Below are 19,198 nucleotides of genomic sequence, written 5' to 3'. Positions count from 1 at the left end.
GACCTTGGCGAAGGTCCCCGGCCCTGCGTCCTGCTGTTTCCAGCTGTGGCTGTTTCCAGCTGCGGCTGTTTCTAGCTGCGGCGGAACGCGTAGGAGCGCCCGCCGCCCTGGGCCGCCCGGCCCGAGTGAGCCCGGCCGGAGCGTTCGCGGGCGGCCTGGCGCGGGTCGTCCGCGCCGTGGTGCGCCGGCAGCGCGTCCTTCCAGCTGTCGTGCGGGCCCGGCAGCGCGGGCGTCGCCGCGGCCAGTTCCTGGACGGCGAGATCGTCCGGATCGGTGTGCAACGAGAGATCAGGCATGAAACGGCCTCCCATGATTCAAGGCGGTGCCGTGCAGAACGAGAATCGGAAAGAGCCCCGGGCGCCGGACGCGGCGAACCGACGGCGGACGACGCCCGCCGGAACTACCCGGTGCCGGTTGATTGCGGCAGCGGAAGCTTCTCAAGAGATCATGCGTCGAGGCTAGCCCCGTGCCCGGGCACCGCGCGACCGGTTTACCGGCTTTCGATGCGGCCCAGCCCGCTTTCGACGCGGCCCGGCCCGGCGGCGGCCCGCGCCCAGCTGTCGTCGCCCGGGTACAGGGCACTGCGCAGGTAGGCCCAGGTGACCCGTTGGATCAGCGCCACCCGCGCGGGGTGCTCGTCGGTCGTCTCCCGCACCTCGTAACCGGCGATCCCGCCGAGGGAGTGCTCCGCGCCGTACAGGGTGAGCAGGCTCTTCGGTCCCGGGCTCAGGTGATAGGGGTCGGCCATCCACTCCGGTCCGCGCACGGTCAGGGGTGAGTCGTCCCGGTCCCCGGCGACGACGAGGGCCGGCGTGGTCATCGTGGTGAAGTCCGGGTTCAGGAACGGGAAGTTCTCGGCGGCGAACGCGGTGAGGCCGGCCCCGCCGGCGCCCGCGGTGGCCAGCAGCACCCCGGCGGTGATCCGCGGGTCGGACAGGTCCTCGCCGGCCCCGGTCACCGGGTCGAGCACCCGCAGGCCGAGCAGGTTGCCGACGGTCTGCCCGCCGAAGGAGTGCCCGGCCGCGGCGATGCGGCCCGGGTCGAGACGGTCGACGAGGCCGGGAACGGCGGCGGCCAGCACGTCGAGCCGGTCGAGGACGAGCAACAGATCCTCCACGCGGTGCCGCCACAGCCGCGGCGTCCGCGGGTCGTCCGGGGCGAGGCCCACGGTCCGCGAGTCGAGGTGGGTGGGCTGGACGACGACGAAGCCGTGCGCGGCCCAGAAGTCGGTCAACGGGCCGTAGCCGTCCAGGGATGAGCCGTAGCCGTGCGAGAAGAGGATGATCGGCAGGTCGCGGCCGGTGACCGGCGCCGAGACGCGGACCCGGAGGTCGTCGCCGCGCCCCGGGGCCGGGAGGACGACCGGTTTGACCGAGACGACCGCTGTCGGTGTGCTGAGTTCCATGGCGACCGAAGCTACGGTCCGCGGGGCAGTAGGTTCCTAGGGGAAAGCGGGGGTCATGTGGCGGAGCCCACACGGGGGACGGCCAGCATCGCCGCTGCCCGGGGATAGTCGCGCAGCTGGTCGCGGATCAGGCCGAGGCCGGTCTCGAGAGCGATCGGCGGGACGCCCCGGGCGGTGAGCACGTCCCGGGTCCAGGTGATGAAGTCGGTGAACACCGACGGATCGCCGACGTACAGAGCGGCCGCGAGGAAGTCGATGATGTGGCCCATGTCCTCGGCCGTGGCGTCGCGCCGGCGCTGGTCGTAGGCGGCCGCGCCGGGGTAGGCGCCGGACAGCCGGCTCAGGGCCGTGCGCAGCAGATCGGCGCGGTGGCGGACGACGTGGGTGTACTCGTCGTCGCCGAGGAAGGTGGCGTCGCCGGGGTCGCTGAACGGTGGGGGCCAGTCGCGCGCGAGGCGGGTGACCGCGTCGGCGGCGGTGGCGGCCCAGGCGTCCGCGCCGAGGCGGTGGGCATACCGGCCGTCGGCGCCGAAGCCGCGGCCGCCCGCGATGACCGGGATCCCCACCGAGCGGCACGCGGTGATGGCCGCGTGGGCCCGGGGCAGGCGGGTGGTGATCATGCAGCTCAGCGCCACCGCGTCGGGGCCGGTCTGGTGCAGGTGGGTGACCAGGTGCGGGCCGGGCACGTTGGCGCCGAGGTAGTCGGTGCGCCAGCCGTCGAGGCGCAGCATCTCGGCGAGGATGCGCACCGGCAGGGCGTGCCACTCGCCGTCGACGCAGGCGACGGTGATCCGGCCGCGGGTCGGGCGGGTCGCGGTGCGGGCGGCGACCGCGGCGAGGGCGCGTTCACTGATGGCCGTCGCCGCGTGTTCGCGGGCGATGGACCACTCGTTGGCGGCCCAGAGCTCGCCGACGCGGGCCTGGGTCGCGGCGATGAGCTCGAGCATGATCCGCTGGGGGCGGGTGCCCTGGTCGAGCAGGTCCGTAACGATCCCGACCGCGCCGTACTCGTCGCCGTCGCCGATCAGGCGCAGGTAGTGCCCGGCCAGGCCGGGGTCGTCGAGCGACGGGGGACCGGCGGTGGTGAAGACCGTCATCAGCGTCCCCGGTTCCTTCGCTCACCTCGCCGGGCGTCGATCGCGAACGGTGAGGTCGCCGGCGCGCCGGTGTCCATCAGGCTGAGCGGGGTCCGGGACGGCGCGCGGACGGCGAGCATGGCGATGTCGTCACGGACGCCGCCGTGCACCCAGTCGGAGACGAGCTGGCGCAGCCGTTCGACGGTGGCGTCGCCGGGCATACCGCGGCAGCTCGACAGCGCGTCGCGCAAGCGACTCTCGCCCCACTGCTCCTGCCCGGTCGGACCGCCCCGGGCCTCGGTGAGCCCGTCGCTGTAGAGCAGGCAGATCTCGCCGGGTGCCAGCTCGACGGTGGCCGGATGCACGCTGATGCTCGGGACCACCCCGATCAGGGTGCCCTTGACCGGTGCGGCGTCGACCGTGCCGTCGGCACGCAGGATCAACGGCACCGGGTGGCCGCCGGTGGCCAGGTCGATGCGGACCCGGCCGTGCTCGTGGCGGCTGATCGCGCCGAGGACCAGGGTGGCGAAGCGGTGCTGCCGGCTGGAGCCGAGCAGCGCCTGGTTGAGCACCGACAGCATCCGGGCCGGGTCGTCCTCGACGAGGCTCAGTGCCCGCAGCGTCTGCCGGATCTTGCCGGTGAGCACGGCGGCCTCGGGGCCCTTGCCACAGACGTCGCCGAGCACGACCATCGTGCCGGAGCCGTCACCGGTGTTCTCGTAGACGTCGTAGAAGTCGCCGCCGATGTTCAGCGCGTCGTGGGCGGCCTGGTAGGAGCCGATCAGCTCGATGCCGTCGGGCTGTGGGAGCTCGGGCGGCAGCAGGTCGGCCTGCAGGATCGCGGTGGTGTCGACCTGCTCGCGGTAGATGGCGGCGGCCGAGATCGCGGCGCCGGCCCGGGCCGCGAAGATCCGGGCGAGCAGCTCGTCGTCGGCGGAGAACACCGCACCGGGGCCGCGGCGGGCGAGGATCAGGGCGCCGGCCGGCTCGGCGTTGCCGGGCAGCGGCGTGACCAGCAGCGCGCCGACCGGGCCGAAGTCGCCGGGCAGCAGCCACGCGGGCACCTGGGAGGCGTCGAGCCAGCGGCTCGGGGTCGGCGGGAAACCACCGAGGGCCTCCTCGAGACCGGGCACGTCGCTGAGCAGGCGCTCGCGGAGCGTGCCCTCCTCCACCGCGGCGCCGGACACCAGGCGGGTCCATGCGCTCTGCCGGCGGCGCACGGGCAGGACCACGACGGCGGCGTCGGCCAGGTGCGAGACCGCCAGCTCCACCGTCGTGCGCAGGCTGCGCCGCTGGTTGAGCGAGGTGGAGAGCCGCCGGCCCGCCTCGGCGAGGAACGCGGTGCGCAGCTCCGCGGTGTTGTCCCGTAGATACCACGCATAGTGGTCGTCGTCCAGGTGCCGGCGCTCGGCGCGCAGGCCGGTCAGCACGGACTCACCGACGGTCCCGCCCGGCTCGAGCCCGGGGAGCAGGGCCGCGGCCGCGGTGTTGACCAGCACGACGGTGTCGTCCGCGGCGGTGCACAGGACAATGGCCTCGCCGGCCGCGTCGAGCGCGGCCCGCAACAGGGCGGGTGCGGGCGCGAGAGCCGGTGGACCGGTCGTCCGCGCCGTCGTCTGCAGGGGTAGCTGGGTCACCCGGTCCTCCTCTCGTCACCCCCCACCCTACGGGGTGGCCTCGATCAGGACGACGCTTCCGGGTCGGTGTCCACCACGACCGGGGCGTGATCGGACGGTCCCTTGCCCTTGCGTGCCTCCCGGTCGACGACCGCGTCACGGACCGTGGCGGCCACGTCGGGGGTGGCGTACACGAGGTCGATCCGCATGCCTTTGTTCTGGTGGAACATGCCGGCGCGGTAGTCCCAGTACGTGTACGGGTGGTCGCCCTTCATGGGCCGCGGCACGACGTCGGTGAGGCCCAGGCCGAGCAGCGCGGCGAGGGCGTCGCGTTCCGGCGGGGTCACGTGGGTGGAGCCCACGAAGACCGACGGGTCCCAGACGTCGGCGTCGGTCGGCGCCACGTTGAAGTCGCCGGTCAGCACCGCCGGGCCCTTCTGCTCCGCGGCGGCGGCGCGCAGGGCGGCGAACCACCGCAGCTTGTACGCGTAGTGCGGGTCCTCGGGGGTGCGCCCGTTGGGGACGTAGAGCGAGGTGAAACGGATCCCGCCGCAGGTGGCGCTGATCGCGCGGGCCTCGGGCTCCGGGAAGCCGGGTTCGCCGTCGAAGCCGCGCCGCACGTCGTCGAGCCCGATCCGGGAGAGCACGGCGACGCCGTTCCAGCGCCCCTGGCCGTACGCCGCGGTCTCGTAACCCAGGGCGGCCACCTCGGCGGCCGGGAAGTCGTCCGGGCCGACCTTGGTCTCCTGCAGGCAGAGCACGTCGGGAGCGGTCCGCTCCAGCCACTCCAGCAGCCGCGGGAGCCGGGCCTTGACCGAATTCACGTTCCAGGTGGCGAAGCGCATGCCTACAGCCTGCCGCATCGCCGCCGCCCGCGAGAAACGCGGGACGAGATCACATCGGCGGGGTACGCCGTTCGGCGCGCACGCGGACCGGGCCGGCGGCTTCGTCGCGCACGGCCGCGAGCAGTGCGGCGGCCAGCCCGGCGGCGAGCACGAGCAGGACGGCCACCAGCCAGATCGTCGAGCCCTCGGATCCGATCAATGTCGCCATGGTGCCGCCTCCTTGGATCGTCCGGCCGCTCTTGATGATCGGCAACGCCGGCCCCGATACAAGGGATCGGGACCGAGCGAAATAATGCCGGACCCACCCCCGGGTGCGGAAGAGGTGGAGCGGACCTTTGTCACGGCTGGATAAAGAATTCGATAGCAAACAGGTCTCTGAGCAGGAACAAGAGCTGCTAAGAATTTCCGGCGGTGAGCGGCGCCGGGCCGGGTACGTGACGCTGTGTCGACCAATGCAGAGCGTAATCACCCGAGCTCACGCCCGGTCCCCACAGCCAGCCCTGACCCTGCGTGACGCCCACGGCGGCGAGCGCGTCGCGCTGCACCCGGGTCTCCACGCCCTCGGCGACGATGCTCAGCCCCAGCGCCCGGCTCATCGCGACCACGGCCCGGACGATCTCCTCGTCCTCCCCGTGGTCGCCGAGCCCGGAGACGAACGAGCGGTCGATCTTGACCCCGGTGACCGGGAAGCGGCGCAGGTAGCCCAGCGCCGAGAAGCCGGTGCCGAAATCGTCGACGAGCAGCCGCAGGCCCAGCTCCCGCAGCTCGAACAGCACGCGCGCGGCCACCCCGTCGCCGTCGACCATGACCGACTCGGTCATCTCCAGGGCGACGGCCGAGGCGGGCACCCCGTAACTGAGCAGCTCGGCCGACACGATCAGGGGCAGTGCCGGCTCGGCGAGCTGCCGCGGCGAGACGTTGATGGACATGTAGAACCCGTCGTCGACGGTCCCGTCCGCCCGCCACTGCGCGAGCTGGCGCAGCGCCTCGTTGCGGACCCAGGTGCCGACCGCGCCGATCAGGCCGGAGTCCTCGGCGACCGGGATGAACGTCATCGGCGGGATCGGGCCGCGGGTCGGGTGGTCCCAGCGGGCGAGCGCCTCCGCGCCGGCCGGCCGCCCGGTGTCCATCCGTACGATCGGCTGGTAGACGACGTGCAGCTGGCCCTCGGTCAGGGCGGTGCGCAGCGCGCTCTCCAGCTCGATGCGCTCGCGGACCCGCTCGTGCATCGAGGTGTCGAAGACGGTGGCCCGCCCGGGTCCCTCGGACTTCGACCGGTACATCGCCGTGTCGGCGTCGCGCAGCAGCGCCTCGGCGGTCATCGCCGGGTCCCCGCCGCCCGGCGCGTGGGCCAGGCCGATCGACGCGCTGATGACCACCTCGGTGTCCCGCACCGGCAGCGCCGAGGCGAAACAGCTCTGGATCTCGTCCACCAGCCGCAGCGCCCCGGGCTCGTCACCCACGTACGCGACCAGGAATTCGTCGCCGCCGACCCGGGCGAGCGGGGTCCCGCCCGGCAGTGCGACCCGCAACCGCGCGCTCACCTCGATGACCAGCTGGTCGCCGGCGTCGTGCCCCCACGAGTCGTTGACCCACTTGAAGCCGTCGAGGTCGAGGAACGTCACCCAGACCCGGGCCGGGTCGCCGGCGGCCGTCACGGCGACCAGCTGCTCGATCTGCGCGGTGATCGACCGGCGGTTCGGCAGCCCGGTCAGCGGGTCGTGCATGGCCTGGTACTCCGAGCGCAGCTGGGCCTCGACCTGCGCGCGCACCGCGGAGACCGCGCGCAGCAGCAGCAGCGCGACGATCGCGGTGCCGCCGGCCCCGATGGTCACCCGGGCGGTGAACGTGCCTCCGACGAGCACCAGCAGCACGAACGGGGTGCCGACGGCGGGCACCAGCAGCAGCATCCGCTGCCACGACCAGGCCTGCACCGGGTGCCGGTCGGCGTGCCCGAGCTCGACCACCGACGGGTGCAGTGCCGCGACCCCGAGCAGCGTGAACGTCAGCAGGTACGGCGTGTCCAGCAGAGGAGAGGAGTAGGAGAGCCCGGACACCCCGATCACGCTGTACGCGAGGTCCCCGGCGATCAGCAGGCCGATGCACGACACCAGCAGCGTCAGGCTCACCGGCCACGTCCGCGCGGTGAAGCTCAGGTTGATCCCGAGCGCCAGCAGCACGACGTCGAACGCCGGGTAGAGCCCGGCGAACACGGACTCCACCGGCGCGGCGAGCGAGGCGGCGGGCAGGGCCAGCAGCAGTGCGCTCGCGAGAGCGCCGGCGACGCAGACGATCAGCCCGTCGAGGACGGCGTGGCGCTCGATGCTGCCCCGGGCCCGCAGCAGCACGGCGAAGAAGAAGCCCAGCACCAGGTAGCCGGGCACGATGATGACGTCGGCGACCAGCGGATCGTCCGTGACCATCGGCCGCACCAGGACCCCGACCAGGAAGAACAGCCCGGTCGCGGCCATCGCCGGCCAGGCCGCGCGGGGCTCGGCGGCGTGCCGTCGCGGTCCGGCGAAACAGGCCACGACCGAGCCGGTGCCGATCGCGGCGAAGCACACGGCGTTGACGACCGGCGACAGGTCCAGGACGTAGAGCACCGTCGCGAGTACGCCGGCCACGCCGAACGCCTGCCACGCGCGCGGCCCGAGGGCACGCGGAGCAGTGGATCGCACCCCGCATCGCCCCCTGGCACCCGTGTCAGCCGATCAGTGCTCCCACCGATGGCACCGTACCGTCCCCCGGGCCGTCCCCGGCAGGGGTTCCGTGCACAAACACGGTCGGGCACGCACAACGCCGCAACAACTCCGAGGCCACGGCGCCGAGGAGCCCGCCCCCGTCCCTGCCTCTGGGGCCCAGGACGAGCATGCGTGCGCCCCGGGAAGCGCGGATCAGCGTGGGCGCGGGGTCACCGACCAGCACCTGCCCGCGTACCCCCGGAAGATGGTGGATCGCCTGGTCGAGCAGCCGGTGCCCGGCGGCGATCCCCTCGGCGTCACCCACCACATGGGCCGCGTCGAGCGGGACCCGGCGGCGGGCCGCCTCCCGCGCCGCGAGCCGCAGGGCGAGCAGTGAACTGGGGGAACCGTCGACCGCGGCGAGCAGCGGACCGGCCGGCGGCCGGGTCCCGCGGGCGATCAGCACCGGGCAGCGCGCCCGCGCCACGACCTGCACCGGGACCGCGTCGGCGGGCAGGCGAACGCCCGGGAGGAGGCCGTCGTCGCCGAGCACCAGCAGGGTGGCGCCCCGGCTGTACCGCACCAGCACGCGGACCTGATCGCCGTCCGTGACCCGCCCCTTTACGCGTACTCCGGGAACCGACCGCGTGGCGGTCGCGACGGCCTCGTGCACTATCTGATTGGCTTCCTGTCGCGCGGTGGCGTAATCGGGGGGATCATCGAAGGAGCGCCGGTCCGGCCAGGCGAAGGCGTGCAGGACCCGCAAGGGCACCCCGCGCGCCACCGCCTCCCGGGCGCCCAGCCGCGTGGCGGCAAGGCCCGCCGCGGTTCCGTTGACAGCGACGACGACAGGAGCAGGGGCCGGAATCTGCATCGGTTCACCACCTCAGCATTCGACGTGCGGCTCAGCATCACGGCACGCTTATACAGACCATTATCTATGGTGTGACGGCCCGCACGTATTCGTGATCAATCCCTCAGGGATCGACCGGCTGATGACCCGTTCAGCTTGAGGGTTTACGGTGAACGGCAGGTTATTGGCGACATCTGCCGGTGAAGTGAGGGAAATACATGACGGATGTCAAGCTCGAGCACCCTGGTGGCCAGTTGTCACTGCCGGTTCGTTCGGCGGTCGAAGGCCCGGGTGGCATCGAGATCAGCGCCCTCCTCAAGGAGACCGGTTACGTCACCCTCGACCAGGGCTTCGTGAACACGGCCTCCTGTGCGTCGGCGATCACCTATATCGACGGTGACGCCGGCATTCTTCGTTACCGGGGCTTCCCGATCGAGCAGCTCGCGGGCAAGGCCTCCTTCCTGGAGGTCTCCTACCTGCTCATCCACGACGCCCTGCCGACCCCGGCGCAACTCGCCGAGTTCGCTGACAAGATCCGCGTGCACACGCTGCTGCAGGAGGAGATGCGGTCGTTCTTCTCCGGTTTCCCGCGTGAGGCGCACCCGATGGCGGTTCTTTCCTCCGCCGTCACCGCGCTGTCCACGTTCTATCAGGACGCGCTGGACCCGAACGACCCCGAGCAGGTCGAGATCTCCGGCATCCGCCTCATGGCGAAGCTTCCGACCATCGCGGCGTACGCGTACAAGAAGTCCATCGGGCACCCGCTGCCCTATCCGGACAACTCGCTCGAGTACGTCGACAACTTCCTGCGGATGACGTTCGGCCTGCCGACCGTCGACTACCAGGTCGACCCGAAGATCGCCAAGATCCTCGACATGCTCTTCGTGCTGCACGCCGATCACGAGCAGAACTGCTCCACCTCCACCGTGCGGCTCGTCGGTTCCGCCGGGGCCAACCTGTACTCCTCGGTGTCGGCGGGCATCAACGCGCTCTCCGGCCCGCTGCACGGCGGCGCCAACTCGGCGGTGCTCGAGATGCTCGAGCAGATCCGCGCCGACGGCGGCGACGTCCAGGCCTTCGTGCGCCGCGTCAAGGCGAAGGAGAAGGGCGTCAAGCTGATGGGCTTCGGCCACCGGGTCTACAAGAACTACGACCCGCGCGCCGCGATCGTCAAGAAGGCGGCCCAGGAGATCCTCTCCACGATGGACAAGCCGGACCCGCTGCTCGACCTGGCGTTCCAGCTCGAGGAGATCGCGCTCTCCGACGACTACTTCGTGTCCCGCAAGCTCTACCCCAACGTGGACTTCTACACCGGCCTGATCTACAAGGCCCTCGGTTTCCCGACCAAGATGTTCACGGTGCTGTTCGCGCTGGGCCGCCTGCCCGGCTGGATCGCGCAGTGGGCCGAGCAGTCCGCCGACCCGGCCACGAAGATCGGCCGTCCGCGGCAGCTCTACACCGGTGAGGCCGAGCGGCAGTTCGTCCCGATCACCGAACGCTGAGCCCCGTCCGTCAGGACATCGCGCTCACCGGTCCGCCCGGGCCATCTCCTCGAGCCAGGAGATGACCCGGGCGGATCCGTCTTCGGTACGCAACCGGCCGGCGAGCCCCGCGGCCCGCTCCCGGTAACGGGGGTTCGACGTCGCGGCGCCGATGGCGGCCGCGAGCCGGTCGGCGGTCAGCCGGGCCAGCGGCACCGGTGCCGGGCCCACCCCGAGCGCGTGCAGCCGCCGGGCCCAGAACGGCTGGTCCGCCAGGACTGGTACGCCCACCGTGGGCACGCCCGCCCGCAGGCCCGCGCCGGTCGTGCCGGCACCCGCGTGATGGACCACGGCGGCCGTACGCGGGAAGAGCCAGTCGTGGGGCAGCGGGCCGACCCCCAGCATTGCTGGGTTCCCACCGGCCCGCAGGCCGGACCACCCGGCCTGCACGATCGCCCGCACGCCGGCCCGCCGGACCGCGCCCAGCACCGGACCGGCCAGTCGTTCGCCCTGCCCGGGCGCCATGCTGCCGAAGCCGATGAAGACCGGTGGCGGCCCGGCGGCGAGGAACGCGGCGACCTCGCGCGGCGGTTCCCACCCGGCCGGCCGGGCCGGCCACCAGTAGCCGACCACCTCGTGCGAGGCCGGCCAGTCATCGGGCCGCGGCACGACGGCCGGGCTGAAGCCGTGGAACGTCGGGAAGCGGTGCCGCTGCTCCCGCTCCAGGAGCCGGTTTCTCCGGTACGGCAGGCCGAGCCGTTCGCGCAGGTCACGGACCGGTCCCCGGTACAGCGGGTGGGCCGCGGCCTCGCCCGCCCGTCCCAGCAGCCGGTTGGTCCGCGGTCCGGCCCCGCGCCCGCCCAGCAGCACCGGCCCGAAATCGCCGGTCGGATACAGCGGCTGGAGGAAGACCCCCGCGCACGGGATCCCGGCGGCCTCGGCGACCTGGTAGGCGAGCGGCGCCGCCAGCGTCGACACGAGCACCGCCTGCGCCCGGCTGCGCCGGACCGCCTCGGTGATGCCGACGCCCAGATCGGCCACGAGCGGCCGGGCGATCCGCAGCAGCCGCGGCAGGCTGCCCCGCCCGGCCCTGCCCAGGACCTCGCGCAGGTCGCCGGCCAGCGGCAGGAACGGCAGGCCGACGTCGTCCCGGAACGGCTCGTGGGTGGCGACGGTGACCGCGTGACCCGCCGCGACGAGGCGCTCGCCCAGTCCGGTGTACGGCGCGACGTCCCCCATGGAGCCGGATGTCACGATGAGCACCCGCATACGGCCATGATGCCCGCCCGGTGGAATAGTCGCTCCATGGACGCCATCACCGTTCTCGCCGAGCCGGTCCGCCGGCGCATCCTCGACGCGCTGCGGCCCGGGGACCGTACCGTCGGTCAGCTGGTCGACGCGCTCGCCCTGAACCAGCCATCGGTCTCCAAACACCTCAAGGTGCTGCGGGAGGCCGGGTTCGTGTCCCGCCGCACGGCCGCGCAGCAGCGCGTGTACCACCTCGAGCAGGCGCCGTTGCGCGAACTGGCACGGTGGCTCGCGCCGTACCGCACGCTCGGCTGAGGCGAGAATGGCATGACCGCCCCGCTCGCTGGGCATGGTCAACCCGAGTCGCGGGAGGAAACACACATGGACGTCGTCATCGGGATCGACACGGGCACCACCGCCACCAAGGGGGTGGCCGCCGGCATGGACGGCGAGGTGCGGGTCAGCACCAGCGTGCACTATCCGCTCATGGTGCCCGGTCCCGGCCGGGCCGAGCTCGACCCGGGCAAGCTCCGTGCCGCCGCCGTCGAGGCGCTGATCACGGTCGCCGCCGGGGTGCGCGAGCGGGGCGACCGGGTCGTCGCGGTCAGCCTGTCCGCGTTCCTGCACGGCCTCGCCCCGATCGGCGCCGACGGCCGGGCGCTCGGCCCGCTGATCACCTGGGCCGACAACCGCGCGTCGGGCCAGGCCCAGGACATCGCCGAGGCCGGCAGGGCCAAGATCCTGCAGGCGCGTACGGGCACCCCGGTGCACCCGATGGCGCCGCTCGCGAAACTGGCGTGGTGGCGCGAGACCGACCCCACCACGCTGCGGGACACCCCCCGCTGGGGTGGCGTCAAGGAGGTCGTGCTCGGCGGGCTCGCCGCGGAGGGCTTCGTGCTCGACCTGTCGGTCGCGTCCGGCACCGGCCTCTACGACATCCACGAACGCCGCTGGGACCCCGAGGCGCTGGAGATCGCCGGTGTCCGCGAGAACCAGCTCGCCGAGGTCGTCCCCACCACCACCGCCCTGAAACTGCACCCCGACGTCGCCTCGGCCGCCGGCCTGCCCCCGGGCACCCCGCTGATCATCGGCGCCGCCGACGGGCCGCTCGCCAACCTCGGCGTCGGCGCCACCCCGGCCGGGGTCGCCGCGGTCTCGCTGGGCACCAGCGGCGCGCTGCGCATGCTGGTCGACCACCCCGTCGCGGACAAGGCCGGCCGGTTGTTCTGCTACGCGCTCACCGAGGACCGCTGGGCCCTCGGCGGCGCGATCAACAACGCCGGGTCGGTGGTCCGCTGGGCCGGGCAGACCATGGCCGAGGGCTTCGACCGCCCGGCCGCCGAGGGCGAGGACGCCGACGTGCGCGACGCCGCGCTGCTGACCGAGGCCGCCGGGGCCCCGCCCGGCAGCGACGGCCTGCTCTGCCTGCCCTACCTGCTCGGCGAACGGGCCCCCTGGTGGCGCGGCGGCATGCGCGGCGCCTACCTCGGGCTGCGCCGCGAGCACGGCCGCGCCCACCTGGTCCGGGCCGCGGTGGAGGGCGTCTGCCAGCAGCTCGCGCTGGTCCGCGACACGTTCGCCGACGAGGACATCCGGATGACCGAGGTACGCGCCACCGGCGGCGCGGTCAACTCCGACCTCTGGGTCGGCGTGCTGGCGGCGGCGCTCGACCTGCCGGTCACCATCGCCGACACCCCGGAGGGTACGGCCCTGGGCGCCTGCCTGCTGGGCCTGCACGCCATCGGGGACCTGCCCGACCTCGACGAGGCCGCGACGCTGGTGCAGATCACCGGGCGGACCGAACCCGACCCCGCCAACGCCGACCTGTACCGCCGGATGCGCCCGCTCGTCGAGAAGTCGGCCCACGCCGTCACCGAGGTCCTCACCGAGCTCGACCGCCTCAACTCCCCGGCACTGCCCAGCACGGAGAAGGCCGTCGGCGCGGGTAAGGGGTAACAGCAGGGCCTCTCAGCCCGGCCGCCGCCGGACGTACGGTGGATCCCGTGGACAACCGGGACGACGTGCGGGAGTTCCTGGCCTCGCGCCGGGCCAGGATCACCCCGGAGCGGGCCGGGTTGCCGCACTACGGTGGCACCCGGCGGGTCAAGGGGCTGCGCCGCGAGGAGGTCGCCCTGCTCGCCGGCGTCAGCCCCGACTACTACATCCGGCTCGAACGCGGCAACCTCGGTGGCGTCTCCGGCACCGTCCTCGACGCGATCAGCCGGGCCCTGCGCCTCGACGAGGCCGAACACGCCCACCTGCACGACCTGGCCCGCGCCGCGAACGGCACCGCCCGCCCCCGCCGCCGCCCGGCCCCGGTGGTCCGCCCCGGCGTCCGGCAACTGCTCGACGCGATGACCGACGCGCCGGCGTTCGTCCGCAACGGCCGGCTCGACGTGCTCGGCGCCAACCCGGCGGCGGAGGCGCTCTACTCCCCGGCGTACGCGGCCCGGTCCCGCCCGGTCAATCTCGCCCGGTTCTGCTTCCTCGACCCCCGGGCGACCGTCTTCTACCCGGACTGGGCGGGCGCGGCCGACCAGACCGTGGCGCTGCTGCGTACGGAGGCCGGCCGTGACCCCTACGACCGGGACCTCTGCGACATGGTGGGGGAGCTGTCCACCCGCAGCGAGGAGTTCCGGGTCCGCTGGGCGGCGCACGACGTCCGCCTGCACCACACCGGTGTCAAGACCTTCCACCACCCGGTGGTGGGCGACCTGATCCTGTCGTTCGAGGCCATGCCGCTGCCCGCGGACCCGGGCCTGACCCTGACGGCCTACAGCGCCGAGCCGGGCAGCCCCTCCGCGGACAGCCTGCGCCTGCTGGCCGGCTGGGCCGCGACCAGCTCCGCCGCCCTGCCGCATCGGCGGGCGTGAGGATCGACACCTGGGGCCGCGTTGACTGTGCGGGCCGGGGTGCGACAGAGTGACCGGCGAGCGGTCGCGGAGGAACCCGGTGCGAGTCCGGGACGGTCCCGCCACTGTGACCGGGCGTCCGAGGGCGTCCGGGAGTCAGGAGACTCCGGTCGCTCGCACCTTCTGCACGCGGGCGTGGACACCCGCGGAAAGGACTTGTGGCCGTGACGCCGTACCCGTTCTCCGCCGTCGTCGGCCTCGACGATCTGCGCCTCGCCCTGCTGCTGACCGCGGTCTCACCCGCGGTCGGCGGCGTGCTCGTGCGGGGTGAGAAAGGCACCGCCAAGAGCACCGTCGTACGGGCCCTGGCAACCCTGCTGCCCGAGGTCGCCGTCGTACGCGGCTGCCGGTTCGCCTGTGACCCGCAGGCCCCCGACCCGGCCTGCCCCGACGGGCCGCACGAGGCCGGGGCGCCGCACACCCATCGGCCCGCGACCCTGGTCGAGCTGCCGGTCGGCGCCACCGAGGACCGCGTCGTCGGCACCCTCGACATCCAGCGCGCGCTCGCCGACGGCGTCAAGGCCTACGAACCCGGCCTGCTGGCCGCCGCCCACCGCGGCGCGCTGTACGTCGATGAGGTCAACCTGCTCCCCGACCACCTGGTCGACCTGCTGCTCGACGCGGCGGCGATGGGCCGGGCGCACGTCGAGCGCGACGGCGTCTCGGTCAAGCACGCCGCCCGCTTCCTGCTCGTCGGCACCATGAACCCCGAGGAGGGCGAGCCCCGCCCGCAGCTCGTCGACCGGTTCGGGCTGGTCGTGACCGTGGCCGCGCCCCGCGACGCGAAACTGCGGGCCGAGGTCGTGCGCCGCCGCCTCGCGTACGAGCTCGACCCCGACGCCTTCGCCGAGCGCTTCGCCCAGGACGAGAAGGCGCTCGCGGAGCGGATCGTGGTGGCCCGCGCGGCCGTGCCCGGGGTGCTGCTGCCCGACGCCGAGCTGGACCGGATCGCCCGGGTCTGCCTCGCCTACGGGGTGGACGGCATGCGCGCGGACATCGTGGTGGCCCGCTGCGCGGTCGCTCTGGCCGCCTGGAACGGCCGCGACCGGGTGACCGCCGACGACATCCGCGACGCCGCCCGCCTGGCGCTGCCGCACCGCCGCCGCAAGGACCCCCTGGACCCGCCGGGCACCGACGAGGACCGCCTGGAGGAGGCCCTGGACCAGGCCGCCCAGCAGGACGACGGCCCCGACGACGACGGTGGCTCCCAGAGCGGGCCGGACGGTGACGGCCCCGATGACGGCGGCCCGGATGACGGTGGCGGCCTCGATGGTGGCTCGCGTGGCGGCTCGTCGCCGAACAATTCCGCACCCGGCAACTCGGCATCCGACGCCTCCTCGCCGAGCACTGCCTCGCCCGACGAATCGGAAACGTCCGGAGATGGCGCCGACGCTGAGGAGCGTGCGGCCCGCGGGCAGCAGCCGGCGGGTGGTCAGCGGGCGGCCGCCGCCGGGCAGGCCTACCGGCCCCGGACCCTGCGGATCTCGGCCCGGGGCGAGGGCGGGCACGCCGGTCGCCGCTCCCCGGCGTTCGCCCGGCGCGGCCGGGTCGTCGGCTCCCGGATCCCACAGGGCAAGCTCCGGGGCGCGCCGCACCTGCCGGCGACGCTGATCGCGGCCATCCACCGTGGCGGCACCGGTGGGGTGCAGGCCCGGGACCTGCGCGAGGCGGTGCACGTCGGCCGGGAGGCCAACCTGGTGCTGTTCGTCGTGGACGCGTCCGGCTCGATGGCCGCCCGCAAGCGGATGACCGTGGTCAAGACCGCGGTGCTGTCCCTGCTGCGCGACGCCTACCAGCGCCGGGACCGGATCGGGATGATCACGTTCCGGGGACGGACCGCCGAGCAGGTCCTGCCGCCCACCTCCAGCCACGAGGTCGGGGTCATGCGCCTCGCGAGCCTGCGCACCGGCGGCCGTACCCCGCTGGCGGCCGGCCTCGGCGCCGCCGCCGCGACCATCGCCACCGAACGCCGCCGTGACCCGCGCCGCCGCCCGCTGCTGGTCGTCGTCACCGACGGCCGGGCCACCAGCGGCCCCGACCCGGTCACCGTCGCCCCGGCCCTCGCCGGCGTCGCCACCGTCGTGGTCGACTGCGAGTCCGGCCCGATCCGCCTCGGCCTGGCCCGCCGCCTCGCCGCCGCCCTGGACGCCGACGTCATGCCGCTCGACGCGCTCAGCGCCACCTCCGCCACCCCGCTGGGCCGGGCCGCCTGATGCCGGCAGGCTCACCCACGACCGTGCCACCCACGACCGTGCCACCCACGACCGCGCCGGCCACCACCGCGCCGGCCACCACCGCGCCGGCCACCACCGCGCCGGCCACCACCGCGCCACCCACCGCCGTGCCGGCCACCGCCGTGCCGGGCCGCGCCATCTCCATCACCACCACGCCGACCGGAAGGGCTGTCTGATGCCGCAGGGGAAAGTCACCACGGTGCCCGACGACGGTCTCACCACCCGCCAGCGCCGGCGGCAGGCCGTCCTCGCTGTGCACACCGGGCACGGCAAGGGCAAGTCCACCGCCGCGTTCGGGATGGCGCTGCGGGCGTGGAGTGCCGGCTGGCCGGTCGGGGTGTTCCAGTTCGTGAAGTCCGAGAAGTGGAAGGTCGGCGAGGAGACCGCGCTCAAGGCCCTCGGCGAGGTGCCCGGCGGGGCGCCCGTCGCGTGGCACAAGATGGGCGAGGGCTGGTCGTGGATCCAGCGGGCCGGCACCGAACGCGACCACGCCGCCGAGGCCGCCGAGGGGTGGGCGCAGATCAAACGGGACCTGGCCGCCGAGACCCACGCGTTCTACGTGCTGGACGAGTTCACGTACCCGATGAAGTGGGGCTGGGTGGACGTCGCCGACGTGGTCGCCACGCTGCGGGACCGGCCCGGCACCCAGCACGTCGTCATCACCGGCCGGGACGCGCACCCGGATCTGCTCGCCGCCGCCGACCTGGTCACCGAGATGACGAAGGTCAAGCACCCGATGGACGCGGGCCGCAAGGGTCAGAAGGGCATCGAATGGTGAGCGTCCCCCGGGTCGTCATCGCCGCGCCCGCCTCCGGCACCGGGAAGACGACGGTGGCCACGGGGCTGCTCGCCGCGTACCGCAAGAGGGGTCTGTCCGTCGCTCCCTTCAAGGTGGGGCCGGACTACATCGATCCCGGCTACCACGCGCTCGCCGCCGGGCGGCCCGGGCGCAACCTCGACCCGGTCATGGTCGGCGAGGAGCTGATCGGGCCGCTGTTCGCGCACGGGTCGGCCGGCACCGACCTGGCGGTCGTCGAGGGCGTCATGGGGCTCTACGACGGGCGCACCGGGGCCGGGGACACCGGGTCGACCGCGCACGTCGCGGCCCTGCTGAACGCTCCCGTCATCCTCGTCGTCAACGCCGCGGCCCAGGGCCGGTCGGTGGCCGCGCTCGTTCACGGGTTCCGCAGCTTCGGCAACGTGCACATCGGCGGCGTCATCCTCAACCAGGTCGGCTCGGACCGGCACGAGGCGATGCTGCGCGAGGCCCTCGAGGAGGTCGGCACGCCGGTGCTCGGGGCGATGCGCCGGGCCTCGGCCGTCGCGGCACCCTCGCGGCACCTCGGTCTGGTGCCGGCCGCCGAACGCCGCACCGAGGCCCTCGCCTCGGTCGAGGCGCTCGCCGCGCTGGTCGAGTCCTCGGTGGACCTCGAGGCGGTGCTCGCGCTGGCCCGGTCCGCGCCCACCCTGAGCGCGACGCCCTGGAGTCCCGAGGCCCGGGAACCGGTGCCGGGCCGTCCGGTGGTCGCCATCGCCGGTGGTCCCGCTTTCACCTTCGCGTACGCGGAGACGGCCGAACTCCTCGCCGGAGCCGGCGCCGAGGTCGTGGTGGTCGACCCGCTGCGCGACGAGAAGCTGCCCGACGGCACCCGCGCGCTGGTCGTCGGCGGCGGCTTCCCCGAGGTGTACGCGTCCGAGCTGTCCGCGAACGAGCCGCTGCGCCTGGCCGTGGCGTCGCTCGCGGCGGTGGGCATGCCGATCGCCGCGGAATGCGCCGGTCTGCTGTGGCTCTGCCGCACCCTCGACGGCGCGCCCATGTGCGGCGTGCTCGACGCGGACGCGGCGATGACCCCGAGCCTCACCCTCGGCTACCGCGACGCGGTGGCGCTGTCGGACAGCCCGATCCTGCCCGCCGGCTCCCGGATCACCGGCCACGAGTTCCACCGTACGACCGTGCACCCCCGCTCCGGCCTGCTGCTCGAACCGGCCGGGGGAGCGGCCTGGGCGTGGCGTGGCGCGGACCCGGAAGGCTTCGCGGCCCCGAACCTGCACGCGTCGTACCTGCACCTGCACTGGGCCGCCGACCCGGCCATGGCCCACCGCCTGGTCACCGCAGCCGCCGCGACATGAGCCCCGCCGCCGCCCCCGACCCCGGCTTCGTGCTCGGGGTCGGGGCCCGGTCGGCCGTACCCGACGGGGAGCTGGAGCGGGCCGCCGAGGCCGCCATGGGCCTCGCCGGGGTGAGCGTCACCGTGCTCGCCACCCTGGACCGCCGCGCGGACCTGGTCAGGCCACTCGCCGACCGGCGGGGGTGGACGCTGCTGGCCTTCACCGACGCCGAGCTGGCCGGGATGCCGACGCCGAACGTGGTACGCCTGACCGGGGCACCGAGCGTCTGCGAAGCCGCCGCGCTGCGGGCCGCCGGTCCGGGAGCGACACTGATCCTGCCGAAACGGACCTATCCCGGCGTCACGGTCGCGATCGCGGCCTACGACAGGTCACGCGGCGGCCGGTAGGCGAACTCCGGTCGGCGTCGGTGATCGCGCGGATCACCCGGGCCGGTACCCCGGCCACCACCACCCGGCGCAGCTTCGGGTGCACCGGATGGCCGGTCGCCGTGACGGTCACGTTCGGGGCGATCATCACCCGGGAACCGACCCGCACCTCGACGTCGTCGACGACGGTGAGGCCGAGGTTCACGTACACGTCGTCGCCCAGGTGCAGGTTGCTCCCGGAGGCCACGTGCAGCGGCGGCTCGATCCACACCCATCCGGCGCCGCGCTGACGCTTGCGGAGCGGGCCACTCCGACGGACGCTCGGCCCGGCCGGTCGCGTATACGGTGGGGG

General features: G+C 73.9%; 19 protein-coding genes and 1 riboswitch. Of the genes, 9 read left to right on the top strand and 10 right to left on the bottom strand.

Features of this window, described 5'->3' with window-relative positions:
* Positions 1-71: 71 nt before the first annotated feature.
* From ACIA6A_RS25410 to ACIA6A_RS25375, 8 genes are all read right to left on the bottom strand, one after another.
* Positions 72-296: a hypothetical protein gene (locus ACIA6A_RS25410; protein ID WP_396100341.1), complete on the bottom strand. Its 225-nt coding sequence runs from the start codon at positions 294-296 to the stop codon at positions 72-74.
* A 194-nt stretch (positions 297-490) separates the two neighbouring features.
* A complete protein-coding gene (locus ACIA6A_RS25405) occupies positions 491-1,405 on the bottom strand; it encodes an alpha/beta hydrolase family protein (protein ID WP_396100340.1) in 915 nt (304 codons plus the stop codon).
* A gap of 53 nt (positions 1,406-1,458) precedes the next feature.
* Positions 1,459-2,502: a cobalamin-dependent protein gene (locus ACIA6A_RS25400; protein WP_396100339.1), complete on the bottom strand. Its 1,044-nt coding sequence runs from the start codon at positions 2,500-2,502 to the stop codon at positions 1,459-1,461.
* Positions 2,502-4,118, bottom strand: coding sequence for a PP2C family protein-serine/threonine phosphatase (locus tag ACIA6A_RS25395; RefSeq protein ID WP_396100338.1), 1,617 nt, complete (start codon positions 4,116-4,118; stop codon positions 2,502-2,504). The genes ACIA6A_RS25400 and ACIA6A_RS25395 overlap by 1 nt, the downstream gene beginning before the upstream one ends.
* Before the next feature lie 44 nt (positions 4,119-4,162).
* Positions 4,163-4,942: an exodeoxyribonuclease III gene (locus ACIA6A_RS25390; RefSeq protein WP_396100337.1), complete on the bottom strand. Its 780-nt coding sequence runs from the start codon at positions 4,940-4,942 to the stop codon at positions 4,163-4,165.
* Between the two features lie 49 nt (positions 4,943-4,991).
* Positions 4,992-5,150 carry a hypothetical protein gene (locus tag ACIA6A_RS25385; RefSeq protein ID WP_396100336.1) on the bottom strand — a complete coding sequence of 53 codons (159 nt, stop codon included), beginning with the start codon at positions 5,148-5,150 and terminating at the stop codon, positions 4,992-4,994.
* A 187-nt stretch (positions 5,151-5,337) separates the two neighbouring features.
* The gene (locus ACIA6A_RS25380; protein WP_396100335.1) at positions 5,338-7,620 is read right to left on the bottom strand and encodes a putative bifunctional diguanylate cyclase/phosphodiesterase; all 2,283 of its coding nucleotides are present in this window, start codon (positions 7,618-7,620) and stop codon (positions 5,338-5,340) included.
* Positions 7,621-7,645: 25 nt separating this feature from the next.
* A complete protein-coding gene (locus tag ACIA6A_RS25375) occupies positions 7,646-8,497 on the bottom strand; it encodes a universal stress protein (protein ID WP_396100334.1) in 852 nt (283 codons plus the stop codon).
* A 197-nt stretch (positions 8,498-8,694) separates the two neighbouring features.
* Between ACIA6A_RS25375 and ACIA6A_RS25370 the strand changes: the two genes are divergently transcribed.
* Positions 8,695-9,978 (top strand): citrate synthase, encoded by a 1,284-nt coding sequence (locus ACIA6A_RS25370; protein ID WP_396100333.1) that lies wholly within the window; start codon positions 8,695-8,697, stop codon positions 9,976-9,978.
* Positions 9,979-10,002: 24 nt separating this feature from the next.
* Here the strand turns inward: ACIA6A_RS25370 and ACIA6A_RS25365 are convergent, their stop codons facing one another.
* A complete protein-coding gene (locus ACIA6A_RS25365) occupies positions 10,003-11,226 on the bottom strand; it encodes a glycosyltransferase (RefSeq protein WP_396100332.1) in 1,224 nt (407 codons plus the stop codon).
* Between the two features lie 36 nt (positions 11,227-11,262).
* Between ACIA6A_RS25365 and ACIA6A_RS25360 the strand changes: the two genes are divergently transcribed.
* From ACIA6A_RS25360 to ACIA6A_RS25325, 8 genes are all read left to right on the top strand, one after another.
* A complete protein-coding gene (locus ACIA6A_RS25360) occupies positions 11,263-11,520 on the top strand; it encodes an ArsR/SmtB family transcription factor (protein WP_396100331.1) in 258 nt (85 codons plus the stop codon).
* A 66-nt stretch (positions 11,521-11,586) separates the two neighbouring features.
* Positions 11,587-13,161 (top strand): gluconokinase, encoded by a 1,575-nt coding sequence (locus tag ACIA6A_RS25355; protein ID WP_396100330.1) that lies wholly within the window; start codon positions 11,587-11,589, stop codon positions 13,159-13,161.
* Positions 13,162-13,208: 47 nt separating this feature from the next.
* Positions 13,209-14,078: a helix-turn-helix domain-containing protein gene (locus ACIA6A_RS25350; RefSeq protein ID WP_396100329.1), complete on the top strand. Its 870-nt coding sequence runs from the start codon at positions 13,209-13,211 to the stop codon at positions 14,076-14,078.
* Positions 14,079-14,147: 69 nt separating this feature from the next.
* Positions 14,148-14,224, top strand: a riboswitch (cobalamin riboswitch).
* A 57-nt stretch (positions 14,225-14,281) separates the two neighbouring features.
* Positions 14,282-16,330 (top strand): VWA domain-containing protein, encoded by a 2,049-nt coding sequence (locus ACIA6A_RS25345; protein ID WP_396100328.1) that lies wholly within the window; start codon positions 14,282-14,284, stop codon positions 16,328-16,330.
* Positions 16,331-16,368: 38 nt separating this feature from the next.
* Positions 16,369-16,527 carry a hypothetical protein gene (locus ACIA6A_RS25340; RefSeq protein ID WP_396100327.1) on the top strand — a complete coding sequence of 53 codons (159 nt, stop codon included), beginning with the start codon at positions 16,369-16,371 and terminating at the stop codon, positions 16,525-16,527.
* Positions 16,527-17,129, top strand: a complete 603-nt coding sequence (gene cobO / locus ACIA6A_RS25335; RefSeq protein WP_396100326.1) for a cob(I)yrinic acid a,c-diamide adenosyltransferase — start codon at positions 16,527-16,529, stop codon at positions 17,127-17,129. The genes ACIA6A_RS25340 and cobO overlap by 1 nt, the downstream gene beginning before the upstream one ends.
* A complete protein-coding gene (locus ACIA6A_RS25330) occupies positions 17,123-18,481 on the top strand; it encodes a cobyrinate a,c-diamide synthase (protein WP_396100325.1) in 1,359 nt (452 codons plus the stop codon). The genes cobO and ACIA6A_RS25330 overlap by 7 nt, the downstream gene beginning before the upstream one ends.
* On the top strand, positions 18,478-18,867 hold the full coding sequence (locus tag ACIA6A_RS25325; RefSeq protein ID WP_396100324.1) for a cobalamin biosynthesis protein: 390 nt from the start codon (positions 18,478-18,480) through the stop codon (positions 18,865-18,867). The genes ACIA6A_RS25330 and ACIA6A_RS25325 overlap by 4 nt, the downstream gene beginning before the upstream one ends.
* Here ACIA6A_RS25325 and ACIA6A_RS25320 read toward each other — a convergent pair.
* Entirely contained in the window at positions 18,821-19,117 is a 297-nt protein-coding gene (locus tag ACIA6A_RS25320) for a hypothetical protein (protein WP_396100323.1), read from the bottom strand. The two genes, ACIA6A_RS25325 and ACIA6A_RS25320, sit on opposite strands and share 47 nt — an antisense overlap.
* Positions 19,118-19,198 lie beyond the last annotated feature (81 nt).

This window comes from Actinoplanes sp. NPDC051494, assembly GCF_044454705.1.
Taxonomy (GTDB): Bacteria; Actinomycetota; Actinomycetes; order Mycobacteriales; family Micromonosporaceae; genus Actinoplanes.
The sequence above is the reverse complement of the archived record's forward strand: the minus strand, read 5'-3'. Positions and strand labels throughout refer to the sequence as shown.